This window comes from Cyanobium usitatum str. Tous (genome assembly GCF_003011885.1).
Taxonomy (GTDB): domain Bacteria; phylum Cyanobacteriota; class Cyanobacteriia; order PCC-6307; family Cyanobiaceae; genus Cyanobium_A; species Cyanobium_A usitatum.
In genome coordinates this window covers 207489-224625 of the sequence record NZ_PXXO01000002.1, presented here as the reverse complement: position 1 = coordinate 224625, position 17137 = coordinate 207489, and the positions used below count along the sequence as shown (strand labels likewise).

General features: G+C 62.8%; 14 protein-coding genes. 4 read left to right on the top strand and 10 right to left on the bottom strand.

The window, feature by feature from the left end; translation table 11 throughout:
• Nucleotides 1–28: 28 nt before the first annotated feature.
• From C7K55_RS03085 to C7K55_RS03065, 5 genes are all read right to left on the bottom strand, one after another.
• Entirely contained in the window at nucleotides 29–850 is an 822-nt protein-coding gene (locus C7K55_RS03085; RefSeq protein ID WP_106501924.1) for a DUF3887 domain-containing protein, read from the bottom strand.
• A 5-nt stretch (nucleotides 851–855) separates the two neighbouring features.
• Nucleotides 856–2430, bottom strand: a complete 1575-nt coding sequence (locus tag C7K55_RS03080; RefSeq protein ID WP_106501923.1) for a CocE/NonD family hydrolase — start codon at nucleotides 2428–2430, stop codon at nucleotides 856–858.
• Nucleotides 2431–2481: 51 nt separating this feature from the next.
• Nucleotides 2482–2799, bottom strand: a complete 318-nt coding sequence (locus C7K55_RS03075) for a hypothetical protein (protein ID WP_315856759.1) — start codon at nucleotides 2797–2799, stop codon at nucleotides 2482–2484.
• Nucleotides 2800–2863: 64 nt separating this feature from the next.
• Nucleotides 2864–3247 (bottom strand): DUF4332 domain-containing protein, encoded by a 384-nt coding sequence (locus C7K55_RS03070; protein ID WP_106501922.1) that lies wholly within the window; start codon nucleotides 3245–3247, stop codon nucleotides 2864–2866.
• Nucleotides 3248–3249: 2 nt separating this feature from the next.
• Nucleotides 3250–3717, bottom strand: coding sequence for a DUF2518 family protein (locus tag C7K55_RS03065; RefSeq protein ID WP_106501921.1), 468 nt, complete (start codon nucleotides 3715–3717; stop codon nucleotides 3250–3252).
• Nucleotides 3718–3781: 64 nt separating this feature from the next.
• Between C7K55_RS03065 and C7K55_RS03060 the strand changes: the two genes are divergently transcribed.
• Genes C7K55_RS03060 through folB form a run of 4 tightly spaced genes read left to right on the top strand, consistent with a single transcriptional unit; the run spans nucleotide 3782 to nucleotide 10685 of the window.
• Nucleotides 3782–8062 (top strand): translocation/assembly module TamB domain-containing protein, encoded by a 4281-nt coding sequence (locus C7K55_RS03060; RefSeq protein WP_106501920.1) that lies wholly within the window; start codon nucleotides 3782–3784, stop codon nucleotides 8060–8062.
• 28 nt (nucleotides 8063–8090) lie between these two features.
• Nucleotides 8091–8987, top strand: coding sequence for an ROK family protein (locus C7K55_RS03055; protein WP_106501919.1), 897 nt, complete (start codon nucleotides 8091–8093; stop codon nucleotides 8985–8987).
• Nucleotides 8988–8994: 7 nt separating this feature from the next.
• The gene (locus C7K55_RS03050; RefSeq protein ID WP_106501918.1) at nucleotides 8995–10296 is read left to right on the top strand and encodes a glutamate-5-semialdehyde dehydrogenase; all 1302 of its coding nucleotides are present in this window, start codon (nucleotides 8995–8997) and stop codon (nucleotides 10294–10296) included.
• Between the two features lie 29 nt (nucleotides 10297–10325).
• Entirely contained in the window at nucleotides 10326–10685 is a 360-nt protein-coding gene (folB, locus tag C7K55_RS03045; protein ID WP_106501995.1) for a dihydroneopterin aldolase, read from the top strand.
• On the opposite strand, the gene C7K55_RS03040 is transcribed toward folB, so the two are convergent.
• The 5 genes from C7K55_RS03040 to thrB form a co-directional block, all read right to left on the bottom strand.
• A complete protein-coding gene (locus tag C7K55_RS03040; protein ID WP_106501917.1) occupies nucleotides 10682–11239 on the bottom strand; it encodes a DOMON-like domain-containing protein in 558 nt (185 codons plus the stop codon). The two genes, folB and C7K55_RS03040, sit on opposite strands and share 4 nt — an antisense overlap.
• Nucleotides 11236–12324 carry a phosphotransferase enzyme family protein gene (locus C7K55_RS03035; protein ID WP_106501916.1) on the bottom strand — a complete coding sequence of 363 codons (1089 nt, stop codon included), beginning with the start codon at nucleotides 12322–12324 and terminating at the stop codon, nucleotides 11236–11238. Before C7K55_RS03035 ends, C7K55_RS03040 begins: the two co-directional genes overlap by 4 nt.
• A complete protein-coding gene (locus C7K55_RS03030; protein ID WP_193486111.1) occupies nucleotides 12324–14408 on the bottom strand; it encodes a M3 family metallopeptidase in 2085 nt (694 codons plus the stop codon). Before C7K55_RS03030 ends, C7K55_RS03035 begins: the two co-directional genes overlap by 1 nt.
• Before the next feature lie 52 nt (nucleotides 14409–14460).
• Nucleotides 14461–16050, bottom strand: coding sequence for an NAD(P)H-quinone oxidoreductase subunit 4 (locus C7K55_RS03025; protein ID WP_106501915.1), 1590 nt, complete (start codon nucleotides 16048–16050; stop codon nucleotides 14461–14463).
• A 104-nt stretch (nucleotides 16051–16154) separates the two neighbouring features.
• Nucleotides 16155–17120, bottom strand: coding sequence for a homoserine kinase (gene thrB, locus C7K55_RS03020; RefSeq protein ID WP_106501914.1), 966 nt, complete (start codon nucleotides 17118–17120; stop codon nucleotides 16155–16157).
• Nucleotides 17121–17137 lie beyond the last annotated feature (17 nt).

The following is a 17137-nucleotide window of genomic DNA, read 5'->3' as shown; positions in this document are numbered from 1 at the left end:
CGGAAGGCGAGCTTAGGCGTCTTAGGGCTCAGCGCACCGGCTTGGGGGTGATTGGATCGCTGGGAAAGTCGATGCCGATTATTTCGTTGTTGGCATTAAGGATCACAAAGAGGGAATCGCTAAGACGATTGAAATCGCTACTTACCAGTACAAGGCGCTGGTCGCCGCCGCCCTCGGCCACCACAACCTTGCGGATCCGTACAAATTCGCCGGTTTGACGTTGCAGCTGCTGCCAGCGCACCTGCAGGCTGCTCGCGGAGATTTCCTTCTGCAGTGACAGGCTCAAAAAGCTGCGCGCTGAGATGAACTGGCCACTGCTTAGGGCGGTGACAAATCTCTTGGCAACCGCGCCGGGCGCCTCATCGGTTACATCCAGGTGGTAACCAGCGAGTTTGCCCTCGGGGTTGAGCACGATGAACAGCTCTCGCTTGCCCATGCTTGTGGTGAGGCTGGCCTCAACAGTGGTGTTGCGCAAACCTCCTTGCACGCTGAGCAGGGTCCAGCTCAACAGTTTCGGCTGGGTGCGCATTGTCTCCGCCACCATCGAAGGGCTGCTAACCGCCTTGAGTTCCTCTGAGAATTGGCTGTAGCGCAGGTTGGCATCTCGGCTTTTTACTGCTGCCAAGATCCGATCAGCCGCGGCTCGGGCTGCTTCGACGCTGAGGGCTGGGCGATCCACACCACCGCTCTGGCTCTGGGCCAAAGCCGCACTGCCTGATGTTCCTGGCAGTGCCGCCATGGTGATGCTCAGGCCGGTGGCCAGCGCAAGCATGCCGAGAGCCATGCGGCTGAGGGCCTGGGGCTGTTGAACAGGGCGCAGGTGGCGCAGCGACATCGCAAAAACAAACATTTGGCTCAGTGTGCCCCAAATTTGCCGCCCAAGAGTGGCAGTAGCTGCAATTGGGAATCAGCCAGTTCAAGCTCCAGCGTGATCACTCGATGGTGCGGGCCGGTAGGCCCGAAGGTCTCGAGGCCGTCGCCGGGGTTTACGGCAATCTGCGGCCAGGCCGCTCCCGCTAGGGAGAGTCGCAACCGTTCCCCGGGGCAGAGCTCAGCTAGCAGGGGCTGCAATTGAACTTGCAGCAACGATTTTTCGCCTGCTAGCTGCTGGGTCCTGGCCACGCCCGTGCTCAGTTGGAGCACCCTTCCCTCGGGATCAACCACCGAGAGAGCTGCACAAAGGTCAAAGCTGGGTTGGTCGGCCCGCACAGAAATGGTCAATAGGGGCCGACCTTCCAGCTCCAGGGGCGTGCTGAGTGGTGAACTGCTGAAGCAGATCACATCACTACGGCGGTCCAGGTCGCCGCGTTCACACGGGCCTGGATCGAGGCCAAGGTGGCCGCCCCGGCCTGGAACTGGTCGCCAGGGATCGTGCACCAGGGCGACCTCGCCGCTGCCAAATCGATCGAGCAGCAATTCGCCCTCCTCCGCGTCGATTGTGGCCAGGCCACAACTGCGTAGCCCCCAGCTCAGGGGGCTGCTGTCTGAATTGGGGGCCCGCCAACGGCGGCTTGAGTTTTTGCCGTTTGTAAGTGGGTCTTTCTCTACAAGAACTGCAGCGCTGAGTTCTTCTGTAGCGGCTTGATCCTGAAGATGGTGCTGAAAGAAGGCCAGTTGCAACCGATCAAGGCCGCCGTTCCAGTCGAGGTGGGTGTAGGCGCCAATGCGCAGCAGCGGCGAGCCACCTGCGGCGCGAGCTTGTTCGAAGAGGTTCAAGATGCCGCGCAGATGGGGGTCATACCAGCCACCGATCAGCAGCATCGGGCGCTGCCATAGAGCTGCGACTGGTTGGTGGCAAACCCACCTAGGGGCCTCGCTTGCCGGCAGCTGCAGCCAGCGGCAGGCCATGCCTTGGGGGTCATGGCGCTTGAGCAGGTCCAAGCCTTCAGCCAGAAAGTTGCCCGAGCCGAGGCTGCGGCGAATCGCTTGCCAGCCGGCATCGTCCCCAAGTTTTTTGCAGCGCAGGGCTGCCAATTGCAGTCCCCAGCCGAGGCCTAGGGCCCACCAGTGGGCTCCTCCCTCGCAAGCCCAGTCGCCGCGCTCGTCCAAACCAGCCATGGCCGGTGCCAGGCAGTCGGGCAGGGCCGCCGGATCGTCGCTTAGCAGTTGGGTCAGGCCTTGGTATGAAAATCCATAGCAACCGACTCTTCCGTTACTGCAATCAAGTTTGCGAACCCAGCGGACGGTGTCTGCTCCATCGGATAACTCCTGCTCGAAACCTTGGAACGTCCCCTGGGAAGCACCTTGACCGCGCACATCCTGAACAACTACCAGAAAGCCATGGGCTGCGTACCAGCTGGGATGGGCATAGGTAATAGTTGAGGCAATCGCTCGGCCGTAGGGCTGTCGCATCAGCAGCACCGGCCATGGTCCTTGGTCTGCTGGTTGCCAGACTCGGCTGATCAGCTGGGTGCCATCCCGGCAATCCATGGCCTCGTCTCGCCATCGAACCTGCAAAAGGTTTGGCGCCGGGCTGCTCACTCAGCGCACATCGGGGCAATAAAGCCCAATCACATAGGTGATAATAACCTCAGAATCCATGGGGCTGAGGTTTTCTTGGCGGGCGATCTGGCTCACGGCCGAGCTGGATGTGGCGGAGAGCCCCTGGGCGTTGAAGCCCTGAAACTGGCTGCAAAGCGCCTTCGCCCTCGCAGGGTTTTGCTTCACGGACTCAAGCAATTGGGATTGGGCCAGGGCAGGTGACCACAGGGCTGCCAGGCTGATCAGCAGAAGCGGCGCCAGGCCGAAGATGTAACGGCCGCAGGTCGAATTAATGGGGGGGGAGTGGAGATTTGACAACGTATGCAGCCCCAAAGCTTCTCCATTTGAGCCACCAGGGGCGGCGGCTGGTGGCTGCTCTGGATCAGTTCGTGGGGCGGCGCTGAGCGCGCCGGATCCATTCGCTCAAGGTGGTCAGATCGAGCAGGGGGGAGGCCATGCCGGTGAGGCTTCGTTGCAGCCGGCCCATCTGTACCAAGAGTTGGTGCGGATCACTGGCCGCCAATCCAGCCCTGCTAGCGATGCCGGCGTAGAGCAGCAGGGCGGCTTCTGCCGGTTCGAGTCCCACCTCCACGACTAGCCGGGCCTGGCCCCGAAGCTTGATCAGCCGGGCCTCGCTGGCGCCGCCGCTGCGGCCGAGCCGGCGCAGGTCCTGGTCTTGGAGACCGGCGAGTTGGGGCCAGTTATCGATGCCGGCTAGCTCCAATTGGCGTTGTTCACGCTGAAAGTGAATCGGCAGTTGCCACATGGCTAGGGCTGTAGCTCAACATCACCACTTGTCAGGCTGCGGGTGGCTTCTGCCAGCACCACTGGCTTGCTCAGCCCCGGGGCGATCGTCTCGACGCGGCGCAGTCGAACATGCACCAGGTTGTCGGCGCTGCTGCGGCCGCTACCCCTGAGGTTTTGGGCTACTTGCTGAACTGTGGGTGCGGCGGCCCCATCCGCTAGGCCGTCTGGCGCTGCTGCCACCACCAAGTCGATGCCGTTGTCAAACACCACCGGCACACTCACGGCCCCAGCTAGCTGCACCCGAGGGGCGTAGCTCACCGCAAAGGCCAGGCAGGAAACGGCGAGCAGGGCCGTGAAGCTGGTGACACCAACCAGCCGAAAGCGAATCCCCCAGCGGCTCAGATAACCAACAATCGTGGTCAAAGCCAGGACCCCACTGGCGGCCCCCAGCCATTTGCCCGCTGTCAGCAGGATTGGATCAGCGGCCATAGGGCTGGATGTTTGGGTTAGTGCCTTTATATTGCGCCCGTCGCAGGGGTGGCAGCCCACGGGAATGGCGGAGTTGCCAGAACAGAACCCTGGGCCAGTCCCCGCTTCGCCTTCACTTGCACCCCCACCCTCGCCTCAGGGCCAGGGCAGCTTCCGCTTGCTGGCGGCGTTTACAGGCGGCTGCGGTGCCCTGCTTCTGCTGGCCTGGGGCGGGGATCAGGCCCTGAGAAAGCTCTACGAGCACTGGAGACCTCGGCTTGAGCAGCCGCTCAGCCAGCTTGCTGGCCATCCCGTTGAGCTTGGCGAATATCAGGGTCTGGGCTGGGGTGGTCTGCGCATTGGCCCCAGTCGCATCGCCCCTGGGCGGCTGGATGGCTCCTCAGTCTTGGTGCGTTCGGTTTTGGTGAGCGTGGATCCGCTAGCCAGCCTGCGCCAGCGGTTGCCAGTGGTGCATGTAGGCCTGGCTGGTGTGCGCGCTGAGTTGCGGCGCAACTCCCAAGGTCAGTATTGGGTGCCAGGGCGCCTTTCTGTAAGCACCCAGCCGCCGCGCCTGGATCTCAGGTTGCGCCTGGTGGATCCCGCCTTGCTCAACCTGCAGCCTTCCGGTGCGAGCCTCCGCCTCACGGGCCGTGGTGCAGTGCGGCCCCATCGCCGGGAGGTTGAACTGGCGGCTTGGCTGCGCTCGGAGGTGGCCGCTGGCGAGCTGGCCATGGAGCTCAAGGGCAATTGGCAGAGTCAGCGCTGGGATGGAACCCTGCGGGCAAAGGCCTTGCAGCTAGCCCCTCTGCAGCGCCACTTAGGCCTGCCTGGTCAGCTTGCGGGTCGCGCAGATGGCACGTTCGCCTTGGCCTGGAGGGATCGCCAGCCCTTCTGTCGAGGTGGAGCCCAGCTGCGCCAATTGCGCTGGCGGCCTGCGACCGGCGTATCCCGACTGGAGTTGCCATCCAGCCAACTGCGCTGCAGCGGTCAGGCGCTCGAGTTGGACCGCTCTGCTTGGCGCTGGGGAGCACCGGGGAGCAAGGGTCTGCAGGGCACCCTGCGGCTTGAGGGGCTGTGGCAGCGAAACCAGCTTCAGTTGCGCCAGTTTGAGCTGGCCCGCGGCCGCTCCTGGCTAAGGCTCAAGGGGAGCTTGGCCAGGCGTTTTGATCTGACGGGCCAATGGCAGCTCCGGCCCGGTGACCTCCCCCTGCAAGCCGGCACCCCCGCCTGGGTGTTGAACCAGCAAGTGGGCGGTTCAGTGACGGCCAGCGGCTCGTGGCGCCTGCCCCAGCTCCAGGCCCGCTTTGGTCAGCCCAGTAACCCGTTGCTTGGTCGCTGGGATGCGGTTTTGGATTGGCGCGACAAGCGCCTAGTGCTGCAGCGTTTCAGTAGTGCCCACCTCTCCGCCCGTGGCGTGTTGCCCCTGGGCCTGCGGTCCGGTGAGGGGCTGGTGCCAGGCCAGCTCGATCTCAACTTGGAGCTGCAGCGCTACCCCCTCGAGCGGCTCGATCTGCTTGTGGGCACCCAATTGCAGGGAATCTTGCAGGCCACTGGCCGGGTTCGGGGCCCTCTCAAAGCCTTGAAGCCAGACCTGGATCTCCGGATCGACCAGCCCGGTGCCGGCCCCCTCAGCTTGAGGGAAAACTGGCAGGGCCAGTGGTTTGGTGATCCGGCTGGTGGTGGGCGCCTACGCATGCAAGCCATCGCCCCAGCGCCGGTGGGGGTGCTTACGGCCCGCCTCGATTCCCGTTGGGTCCCCCGTGCACTTCGCCTTGACCGGGACGGCGGCACTCTGGAACTCAACGGCAGCCCTCGGGGCTACCGCTGGCAGGCATTCCAGTTGCCCCTCGATGGATTGCAGTTAGCCCTGGGGCCAAATTCGAGCCGGCAACCCCTGCAAGCCCGGCTGAGCGGTAAGGGCCTGCTCGAACTCCAACCCCTGGCCTTTAGCGGTAGCGCCCAGCTTGATCGGCCGGTGTTTTTGGGCGTCTGGGGGAAATCGGCCCAGGCGAATATCCGCTATGCCAAGCGTCGCTACTCAGTCCAAGGAGCTATCTCTCCCCTTGCTGGGGGCAACCTTGCCATCGATTGGAGTGGCGTGTGGCATGGCGCCTTCCGAGCCCGCCTTCAGGGTGAGCGATTACCGCCGCTGTTTTTGCAGCAGTTGGTCAGGGCCTGGCCCCAGTGGCGCGGAGGGAGCGCGCCGATCCTGGGCCGGGCCAGCGATATCGGCACCCTCCTGATCGATACCTTTAGCGGCAGCGTGCAGGACCAACTGCGGGCCTTGGAGCTTGCTAGAGCTCAGCTGAGCGCTGCCAGGCTGGAGCGTGACCGGCAAAGCAGCCCCCAGGAGCGACTGCAGCGGCTGGCAGGTCAGATCGACGCAGACCTGCGCCTTGACGGAGCTAGCCTGCTGGAAGCCCGCGCCGACCTCCAGGCCCGCGCCCACCTGTGGTTGCCTGAGGCAAACCAGGACCAGCCCCTTACCTCTGTGCCGGTGCTGGTGAAGTTCACCGGGCCCCTGCGGCGAGGGGCTGGCAATTTCAGCCTGGCCGACCTGCCCCTTGAGCTGTTGGCGCTGCTTACCCCTGTGCCCGCCGGATTGCGGGGCCGCCTATCTCTGCAGGGGCGCTACCGCCTCGGCACTCCCGAACCTGAGCTTGCCCTCAACATCAGCCTGGTTGATGGCTACCTAAGGGAAACGGCTTTGGTGCTGGAGCGGAGCACCATTGAGCTGGAGCAGGCCAGGCTGCTCCTCGATCTTTCTTTGCGGGCGGCCGGGGCTTCAAGCAGCGTCGAATTGGCGGGTGTTGTGCCCTTGGATCCGGGGAAGCAGGGTCTTGAACTGCGCCTGGCTAGTCGTGACGACGGCTTGCGTTTCCTGGCAGGGCTTGCCCAGCCTGCCCTGCAGTGGAATCAGGGCAGCGGCGACCTGCAACTGCTAGTGCGCGGCAGCGTCAGAGAGCCGATCGCTAACGGATTTTTGCGTTTCCGGGGTGCTCAGTTGCAGTTCATCGGCCAAAAGGTTCGTGACGTTGATGCCACTGTGCTGTTCGACTTTGAGCAGCTCCTGCTTCAGGAGTTCAACGCCAAGGTGGGAGATAAGGGAGTGGTGCGTGGTAGCGGAAGCCTGGGGCTGTTTCGCCCTGAGGCCACAGCTGATGGCAAAGACGCCACCCTGAAGGTTGAGCTTGAAAAGGTGCCCTTTGCCATGCCCCGGATCAAGGCCGTGGCTGATGGGTCCCTTCAAATCGGAGGCAGCGTTGCTGCCCTTGATATCGGCGGGGAGTTGGCTATTACCCGGGGCAGCGTCAACGTTCAGCCCGCCCGATTGGCCAGTGAAGCCAATTTGGCGGCACCGGTAACTAGCGCCGCTGAATTGCTCGAATCCCGCTGGAATTACGACCAGCCCTTGGTACTGCTCGGTCCCGATGTGGAGAGCAACGCTAGTGAGGCCCTGCGTGCCTCCGTACCTAACGCCAGCTTTGTGGGTTTCGATGACCTGAGGTTGAAGCTGGGCCCCGACCTGAAGGTGGGTATTCCCAACCTGGCAAGTTTTGGTACGAGTGGGCTGCTGCGTCTCAATGGGCGGCTGGATCCGAGCCTGCGCTTGCAGGGTGTGGTGCGATTGCTGAACGGGCGACTCAATCTGTTCACCACCACGTTTGGACTCGACCCCGACTCTCCAAACGTTGCGGTGTTCACACCCTCCATGGGATTGATTCCTTTTCTTGATATCTCCCTTCGTACCAGGGTCTCCGACAACCTGCCAACCACCAGTGGTATTGGGACCGCCGGCAGCCTGTCGTTGCAAGACTTTCAGGCGGTTGGTGCCACCAACTCCCTCGACCAGCTCAACTTGGTGCGGGTTTTCCTGAGTGTGAGCGGCCCGGCGGACCGGCTTGCCGACAACCTGGTGCTGCGCAGTTCGCCACCGCTCTCGGAAGATCGGCTACTGGCCCTGATCGGCGGCAATACTCTGGCCGGCCTGGCGGGATCGGCAGGCGGCACTGCTCTCGCCACCGCCCTAGGCCAAACCCTGCTCTCGCCCCTGCTCGGCACCCTCGGCGATGCCTTCGGCCAGCGACTCAGCTTTGCCCTTTATCCCACCTACGTGAATCAAGCTGTCTCCAGTGGCGCCGCACGTCGATCAGGCCGGGTGCCGCTCCAGCTCGTGCTGGGAGCTGAGATAGGTCTTGATCTCTCGGAACGCTTCAATGCATCCGTGTTGGCTGCCCCCAACCGCTCCGACGTACCCCCCCAATTAAATCTGAATTTCAAAGCCTCAGAATTGCTCAACCTGCAAGGGGCCGTCGACGCCCAGGGTGCCTGGCAGACCCAGTTGCAGCTGTTTTTCCGCTTCTGAGCTTGTTTATTTCGATGCAGCGATTCCGATGAACCAGTTGATCGGGGTGGATCTCGGTGGTAGTGCCATCAAGTTGGGGCGCTTCAGCGAAGCCGGCGATCTGCTGGCGGAGCTGCAGGTGCCTACGCCCCAGCCAGCGGTGCCTGGTGCAGTGACAACGGCGATCGTGGCGGCGGTGCAGCAACTAGATCCTCAGCGGCTGGCCGATCGAGTTGGGGTGGGCCATCCGGGGCCCAGCGACCAGGCCGGCCGGGTGGCGCGCATCGCCATAAACCTGCCGGGTTGGCTGGATGTGCCCTTGGCCAATTGGCTCGAGCCCCTGCTGGAGCGCCCCGTGACCCTGGCCAATGATGGCAACTGCGCCCTGCTCGGTGAGCACTGGCTCGGGGCGGCCCGCGGAGTTGGCGATGTCTTGCTGCTCACCTTGGGCACGGGCGTAGGCGGAGCGGTTTTGCTTGATGGCCAGTTGTTTACAGGTCATCGGGGGGCGGCCGCCGAGCCCGGTTTGATAGGCCTCGATCCCGCTGGTCCGCCCTGCAACAGCGGTAACAACGGCTCCCTGGAATCGTTCTGCAGTCGCCGTGGCTTCGATCGCCTCTCCAGCGTGGATCCGGCCGAACTCTGCCGCCGTGCCACTGGCGGCGATGGCGAAGCCCTGGCGGTGTGGCGGGCCTATGGCCAGCTGCTGGGACAAGGTTTGAGCTCGCTGCTTTATGTACTCACTCCGGAGCTGGTGCTGATTGGTGGTGGCCTCAGCGGCGCCAGCGATCACTTCCTGCCAGCGGTGTGGCAGGAGGTGGAGCGGCGGGTGCAGGCAGCCAGCCGTGAGGGTCTGACGATTCGTCGCTGCAGCCTCGGCAACGGAGCCGGCAGGCTGGGGGCGGCTCGCCTGGCGCTGCAACGTTTGGCGCCCAGCTTGGGATGATGGCTTGATGATTCCTGATCCCTCCCCAGACCTGCTGGCCCGGGCCGCCCAGGTGCGCCGCTGCGCCATGGCCCTTGGTCAACTCGACGATGGCCAGCGCCGTCAGGCCGTGCTGGCCATGGCAGAAGCCCTAGAGCAGGGCAGTGAAGCCATTTTGGCGGCCAACCAGGCCGATCTTGAGGCCGCGGCTGCCGAGGAGCTGGCGCCGGCTCTGGTGGCCCGGCTCAAGCTCGATGGTCCCAAATTGGCAGGGGCGATCGCAGGTGTGCGCCAGGTGGCGGAGCTTGCCGATCCGGTTGGCCGCCGTCAGCTCCATACCGAGCTAGATGCGGGGCTGGTGCTGGAGCGGCTGACCGTGCCCCTAGGGGTGCTGGGCGTGATCTTTGAGGCGCGGCCAGATGCGGTGATGCAGATCGCCTCCTTGGCAATTCGCTCCGGCAACTGCGCCCTGCTCAAGGGTGGCCGCGAAGCAAGCCGTAGCTGTGAGGCCATTCATGCAGCGTTGCGCTGTGGCCTGGCCGCCAGTGCGGTGCACCCCGATGCCCTTGAGCTGCTCACCAGCCGGGAGGAAAGCCTGGGGCTGCTCAAGCTCGATGGGCTAGTGGACCTGATCATTCCCCGAGGTTCCAATGCCATGGTGCGCTTCATCCAAGACAACACCCGTATTCCAGTGCTGGGTCATGCCGATGGCATCTGCCACCTGTTTGTGGATCGGGCCGCCGACCTTGAGCTGGCCCTGAAGGTGGCGCTGGATTCCAAGACCCAATACCCGGCAGCCTGCAACGCGATCGAAACCCTGCTGGTTGACGCGTCGATAGCTGCTGATTTTCTGCCCAGGGCTGTGCTGGCCTTCGGGGCCGCCGGGGTTGAATTGCGCGGCGATGCTGCCGCCATGGCGCTGGGTGTGAGCCATGCAGCCTCAGAGGACGACTGGAGCACCGAATATTCAGACCTGATCCTGAGCGTGAAAGTGGTGGCCGATCTGGATGCCGCCCTCGAGCACATCGCCCGCTACGGCTCGCGCCACACCGATGCGATCTGCACCGGAGTTGCCGCCACAGCCGACCGCTTCCTGGCTGCGGTAAACAGCGCCGGGGTCTACCTCAACTGCTCCACCCGCTTCGCCGATGGCTTCCGCTACGGCTTTGGCGCCGAGGTGGGCATCTCCACCCAAACCATGCCCCCCCGCGGCCCCGTTGGACTGGAGGGTTTGGTGACCTACCGCTACCGGCTGCGCGGCGAGGGCCATGTTGCCGCCGATTACGCCAGCGGCGTGCGCCAGTTCAGCCATCGCCCCCTGCCCCTGTGAGCTTCCTTCCCGTTTGCAATGGCTGGACCGTGAGCGATGCGATTCAGGTGCGTGGCCTGCGGCTTTGGGCCCATGTGGGGGTGCTCGATTTCGAGCGCAGGGATGGCCAGTGGTTTGAGCTGGATCTGGAATTGGGCGTGGATCTCAGTGCTGCTGGCCGCAGTGATGCCCTTGGCGACACCCTCGACTACAGCCAGTTGATCACCGCCCTGCAACAGCAGGCCCGCAGCCTGAGCTGCCAAACCCTGGAGCACTACAGCGAAAGGATTTTCGAACGGATCGAGGAGCTCTATGGCCCGGTGCCGGTCCGCATTGAACTGCGCAAATGTCAGGCCCCGGTGTCTGGTTTTGACGGGGTTGTGGCGGTGCGGCGCAGCCGGCATCACTAGGCAAATTTGAGGCAGAACCCGCATCTGTGGTGAAAGTCAGGTTCGCTGCCGGGATGGGCCACGGCCCAGTAGGCCAGCTCTCCGCTGGAGCTTTGGAGCACGGCGGACACCCCAACTTCGAGCCCCGCAGCTGCCCGGTGGGTGCCCAGCGCTGGTGGCAGCGCGCAAGTAAGGCTCAACCTTAATTGTTTGTCATCGCCCATCACGCTGAAGGGGAGTTGCTTGTAGGCAGGTTCCTCGGCCAACCCCTGCCGGTAGCCCTCTAGGTGATAAACGTTCCAGTGACCGGCGGGCGAAAGGTTGTACTCCCAGTAGTCGCTGTTACCTGCAGCGGCAAGAAAGAATTCCAGGCAGGTTGCTTGCCAAAGAAGGTCTTGTCGCAGTGGTGGGCCGCTGCTGCGAGCAATCCTCAACTTGGCTAGTTCGCCCTCAAGCTGGAATGTGATCTGCAGAGTATTCTCAGCTACGCTGAGTTGGCCATGGAGTGAGTAGAGGTCAAGTTCTCCCTGCATTTCGGCTGCATAAGGAATTAATTTGAAGCTGGTGCTGTTCATCGCAGTTTTGCCACAATCTGCCGGATCTGTTCTTCCTGGGCCTCAATGCTTTCGGTGAGACGAAATTGCACTAAAGCCCTTGCGAGGTTGTGGTTGGGATGGGTGGTACGAAAGTAGACATTGCCAGCTAGATGGTCACTTAAGAAGCGCAGGCCTAGCTCGAAGCTGATCAGCCTTACCGACACGTAGATGTAATCTAGGTCCGTATCACTTAGGGATGTTCTTGCCGCGTCCAGGTAGCCCTCCAGGAGGGTCTCGCAGAGATCGAGATCAAATTTGACGCTATCAGGTTCACAGGCTTCTTCCCCCGCTGGATTGCAGGCTGAACGCAAGCAATCACCAATGTCGTAGTGCACCAGGCCTGGTTTAACTGTGTCTAGATCCACCATGCTCACGGCAGTTCCCGTGTGGGCGCAGAGCATCACATTGTTTATTTTGGGGTCGCCGTGAATAGGCCGCAGCTGCAGAAGGCCCGCTTTATTGGCGTCCTCAAGGATCGGTGCCAGTTCGCGGCGTTGCTCTACGAATGCAGCACACCATTGCTCCCGATCGTCCTGACCTATTGGGCTGCATAGCAGAGCTTGGTCGTAGGCCGCCAGGTAGGTCGGTGTGACGTGGAAACCCGGCAGGGTGTCGGCTAGTTGCTCTGGGGGCAGCTCTCTGATCAGCAAGTGGAATAGCCCCAGGCCGCGACCTACCTGGCGGGCCTGCTCCCGGTTCGTGATCGCCTCAACCGTCACGGCCTCTTCGATGTAGCTCTGTAGTCGCCAAAATTGGCCCTCTGCCAATAGCCAGGGTCGGCCGGTATGGCGGTTTGCGATTAGCCGAGGCACTTCCCATCGTTGTCCGATCAGAGGATGCTGCTCGGCATGCGCGCTGAGCGCCTCCAGGTTTTGCATCACCAGCTCCGGCTGGGGAAACACAGCAGTATTTAGCCGCTGAAGCACAAAGCAAACACCGCTGGCGGTGTCCACCCGGTAGGTGTCGTTGACGTTGCCATTACCAAGGGGCGCAATCGCGGAGACAACCCCGGGCAGGGCGAAGGCCTCGGCGACCGCCACCAGCTCCGGTGCAGGAGTGGCCATCAGGCGGCCACCAGCCCGGAATGGCGGATCAGCGCCTCGCTGCTTGGCTGGCGACCTCGGAAGGCTTCGAACACCTCAGCTGGGGAGCGGCTGCCACCCAGGCTGAGCACGGTGTCGCGGAAACGGCGGCCGGTGGCGACGATCTCCTCCTCCTTCTCCAGGCCCACCTCCTCGAAAGCGCTGAAGGCATCGGCGCTGAGCACCTCGGCCCACTTGTAGGAGTAGTAGCCGGCCGCATAGCCGCCGGCAAAAATATGGCTGAAGGCGCAAAGGAAGGCGTCCTCGGCTATCGGCTCCAGCACCGTCGTGGTGGCAGCGATATGGCGGCGCATTTGATCCGGACTCTCACCGCTGTCGGGGGTCCACTGGCTGTGCAGGCGTAGATCGGTGAGGGCAAAGTGCACATGGCGCAGGGTGGCCCCCCCAGCCATGAAGGTGCGAGCTGCCAGCAGCTTTTGGTATTCGGCTTCCGGTAGCGGTTCGCCGCTCTGCCAGTGGCGTGCCATGCCCATCAAGGTGGCCCGGTCGTAGCACCAGTTCTCCATGAATTGGCTGGGAAGCTCTACCGCGTCCCACTCCACGTTGTTAATACCGGCGGCCTGGGGCCGCTCCACCGTGGTGAGCATGTGCTGGAGGCCATGACCAAATTCGTGGAAGAGGGTTTCCACCTCGTCGAAGGTCATCAGGCTGGGGGTGTCCCCCACCGGTGGGCTCTGGTTGCAGATCAAGTAGGCCACTGGTAACACGGGCTCGCCGGTGGCGCTTCGGGAGCGGCCGAGGCATTCATCCATCCAGGCACCACCGCGCTTGCTGCCAGGGCGGCTATAGGGATCAAGGTAAAAACCGGCCAGGGGCGCCCCGTTACGGGCTTCGAGCACTCGGAAATAGCGCACGTCGCTATGCCAGATCGGCGCCTCCCCATCTGCGGCCACTATTTGTATGTCGAACAGGCGCTGGCAAAGAACAAACAGCCCCTTCAATACCTGCTCAAGGGAAAACCAGGGTCTGAGGGCCTCGCTGTTGAGCTCGAAGCTCTCCTGACGCAGCACCTCTGCCCAGTAGCTCACGTCCCAGGGCTTGAGCTCAGCTGCCTCTGGTGCCCCGTGGCGGCTGGCGCAGGCAGCAAGGGCGGCGAGCTCCTGCTGGGCCACTGGAAAGGCTGCAGCGCGCAGGTCTTCAAGTAGGTCTTCCACCTCTTGCACCGAGCCGGCCATCTTCGAGGCCAGGCTTACCTCGGCCCAGTTGGCATAGCCCAGCAGCTGGGCTTGCTTCAACTTCAGCTCCAGGATTTGGGCAATCAGGGGATTGTTATCCAGTTCACCGCTGGCGGCCTTACCAACCTGGGCGCGGTAGACCTTTTCGCGCAGGTCCCGGCGCTCACTGAATTTTAGAAAGGGCACCACCCTCGGCATATCTAGCCCCAGGCGCCAGCCGCTTTCACCGGCATCAGTGGCAGCTTGGGCCAGCAGCTGCCGCAGGCTGGCTGGTAGGCCGGCCAATTCGTCTTCGCTGTTCAAAGTGAGGCTCCAGCCGTTTGTGGCATCGAGCACGTGGTTGCCGAAGGCTGTGGCGAGTTCGGCGAGCCGCTCACAGGCGGAGTTGAAGGCTTGCTGCTCCTGCCCCTCCAGGCCCACACCCCGCAACTGCATGTCCCGTAGCTCCGCCGCCAGGATGCGGCTCTGGGTGGCATCGAGCTGGCTGGGATTGGCTTGCAGTGCCTCGAGAGCCCGATATATCGGACGCGATTGCCCAGCGCGGTTGCCGAATTGCACCACGGCCCCCTGCTGCTGTTGGTGGGCCTCCCGCAGGGCTGGTGTGTTGCAGACGCCATTGAGATGGCTCACCACACCCCAGCTCCAACGCAACCGCTCGCCAAGCTGGTGCAAAGGCTCCATAACCTCCTCCCAGCTGAGCGACTCGGATTCGCCTAAGCGCAGTTCAAGCCTGGCTTCCTGGGCGGAGAGCGATTCGTTCAGATCGCTCAGCAAGGCAGGGATCGCCTGCTCTACCTGCTCCGGCGTGATCGCATCGAAGGGCGGAAGACCCTGACCAACCAGCAAGGGCAGGGGTGCGCTCAGGGTCATGGATGGGTGATTTGGTGAACCCATTCCAGCCGATCCAGCAAGCCTTTGTGAGTTAGCCCAGGGCGCTGGCCCGGCCCATGGCAATTAGGGCAGTTGCACTCAACTGCTGGGCTAGGGCGTTGGTTGAGGCCTCATAGACATCGATTGCCAGCCGCGGCCAAAAGCCAATCGCCAGGGTTGGTATAAGCAGGGTGAGACCAATAAAAAGCTCCCGTGGACGCATGTCGCCCACCACAGCTAGGGCCGGAATTCTGGGACCGAAGAACACCCGGCGGCAGAGGCTGAGCAGGTAAACAGGAGTTAGTACTAATCCGATCGCTGCCAGCACGATGGCGATCACACGGAAGCCGATGGTGAAGTCGTCGTTGGCGGTGATGCCGAGAAACACCGTGATCTCGCTCACAAAGCCACTCATGCCTGGCAGGGCAAGGGAAGCAAGAGAGCTGGCCAGGAAAAAGGCGAAGGTGATCGGCAGGGCCTTGGCGAGGCCGCCCATGTTGGGGATTGAAAGGGTTTTGGTGCGTTCGTAAAACACGCCGGTAACAAAGAACATGGCAGCTGCGATCAGGCCATGACTGATCATCTGCAACATGGCGCCGCTGATGCCAAGGGCATCTACTGCACCAATACCGAGCAGCACAAAACCCATGTGGCTCACGGAGCTGCAGGCAATTCGCCGTTTGACATTGTCCTGGGCAAAAGCATTCAGGGCGCCATAGACGATGTTGACAATGCCCAGCACAATTAGGGCTGGTGCCAACCTCAGATGCACCTCTGGAAGCATCTGCACGTTGAAGCGCAGCAGGGCGTAGCCACCCATCTTCAGCAGCACCCCTGCCAGCAACATCGATACGGGCGCATTGGCTTCACCGTGGGCGTCGGGCAACCAGGTGTGGAGGGGGAACATTGGCAATTTCACCCCGAAGCCCACCAGGAAGCCCAGATAACAGAGCAGGCCAAAGGTGCCACCGGGGGAACGGCTGGCGAGCTCTGAGAGGTTGAAGCTGAAGCTGTCGCCTGAGAAGGCAAGAGCAAGGCCGCTCAACAAGATCAGCAGGGAGGCTGTGGCGGTATATAAAATAAACTTAGTGGCCGCATATTGACGTTGCTTGCCACCCCAGATTGCGATTAATAGATATACCGGTACCAGCTCAAGCTCCCAGGCAAGGAAGAAAAGCAGAAAGTCTTGGGAGAGAAAAACCAGGCCCTGGGCTGAGGCCTGAACCAGCATCAGGGCGAAATAGAGGCGGGTTTTAGTCTTGATGTTCCAGCTGGCTGCCACCGAAAGCAGGGTTACCAGGCCTGAGAGCAGCACCAGCGGCGTGGAAAGGCCATCAGCTGCCAGGGACCACTCCAGGCCCATGGCCGGCACCCAGCTGACCCTTTCCACCAGTTGCAAATCACTGCTGGAGCCATCGAAGTGCCTGCTAAAGCAGAACAGCATCAGGCCAAGGTCAATCGCCAGGGTGGCGAGGGCCAGGGTGCGGGGCCACTTGGGGTCGCTGCCATCTCCTGGCAGCAGGGGCATTACCAGGGCGACTGCTGCTGGCAGCAGCACGATCAGGCTCAGCCAGGGAAAGGCCGATTCCGCTGCTGGAACGCCCAGGCTGGACGCGGCTAGCAGGGGCATGTTGACGTCCATCACGGCCCGATTGCAGATCTGGTGATTCGCTGAACAGGGCCGAAGTCAGGCTCAGTTCAAATCGACAACCAACCTATCAGCCCTGGTTGCTCGACTGAGTAAATCTACTCACTGGCAGCGGGCTTCTGGTCTGGCAAGTGCTCCCAGCGGCTGCCCAGCTGCTGGATGGCCAGCACCTCAGAGCGGGACTCAACCCCGGCTTGGTGCCAGGCCCGAACCATCGCCCTGCTGACGTTCTCGGCTGCTGGTTTGGGGCACAGGGAAAGCAGGCTTGGACCGGCGCCACTGATCACGCAACCCCAGGCTCCCGCGGCTAGGGCCGCCTCCCTCACGGCCTTGCCACCGTGGATCAGGCCCCAGCGGTAGGGCTCATGCAGGCGGTCGTGCATGCCATCGGTGATCAGGTCGCCATTGCCGGTGCGCAGCCCCTGCAGCAGCAAGGTGAGGGAGCCCAGGTTGATCACCGCATCCCCCACCGGAATTGATTTGGGCATGGCCCGCCTTGCTTCGCTGGTGGTGAGCCGGATAGCGGGGATTGCCACCACGGCCTGTACCAGGGGCGACCACTCACAGCGCACCACTCGCCAGCGGTGGGACGCCGCTTTGGCTGTCATGCACAGTCCCCCCACCAGGGAGGGCACAACGTTGTCGGGATGGCCTTCGATATCGATGGCCAACTCCAGCAGCTTCTCGCGGCTGAGGGGCTCGCCCACCAGTGCATTGGCGCCGATAAGCCCAGCCACGATCGCTGTGGCGCTGCTGCCTAGACCTCGGGCCGGTGGCACCGCCAGTCTCACTCTTGCCTCAAGGGCCACCGGCTCCTCGCCAGCTTCTTTCCACACCCGTTGAGCCGAGCGATACACCAGGTTGTCGGGCCCACCGCGAAGGTGGGCACCTTCGCTGCCTTCAATAATCAGATCAAAGCGCTCGCTGCCTCCCTCGATGCAGCGCATCTGGAAGACGTTGTCGAGATCCAGGGCAGCCCCCAGACAGTCAAAGCCTGGGCCCACATTGGCGGTGGTAGCGGGAACGTGAACCTCAACCCCTTGTCCGACCCGGGGGCGCACCATGGGACAACTTCTGCTGC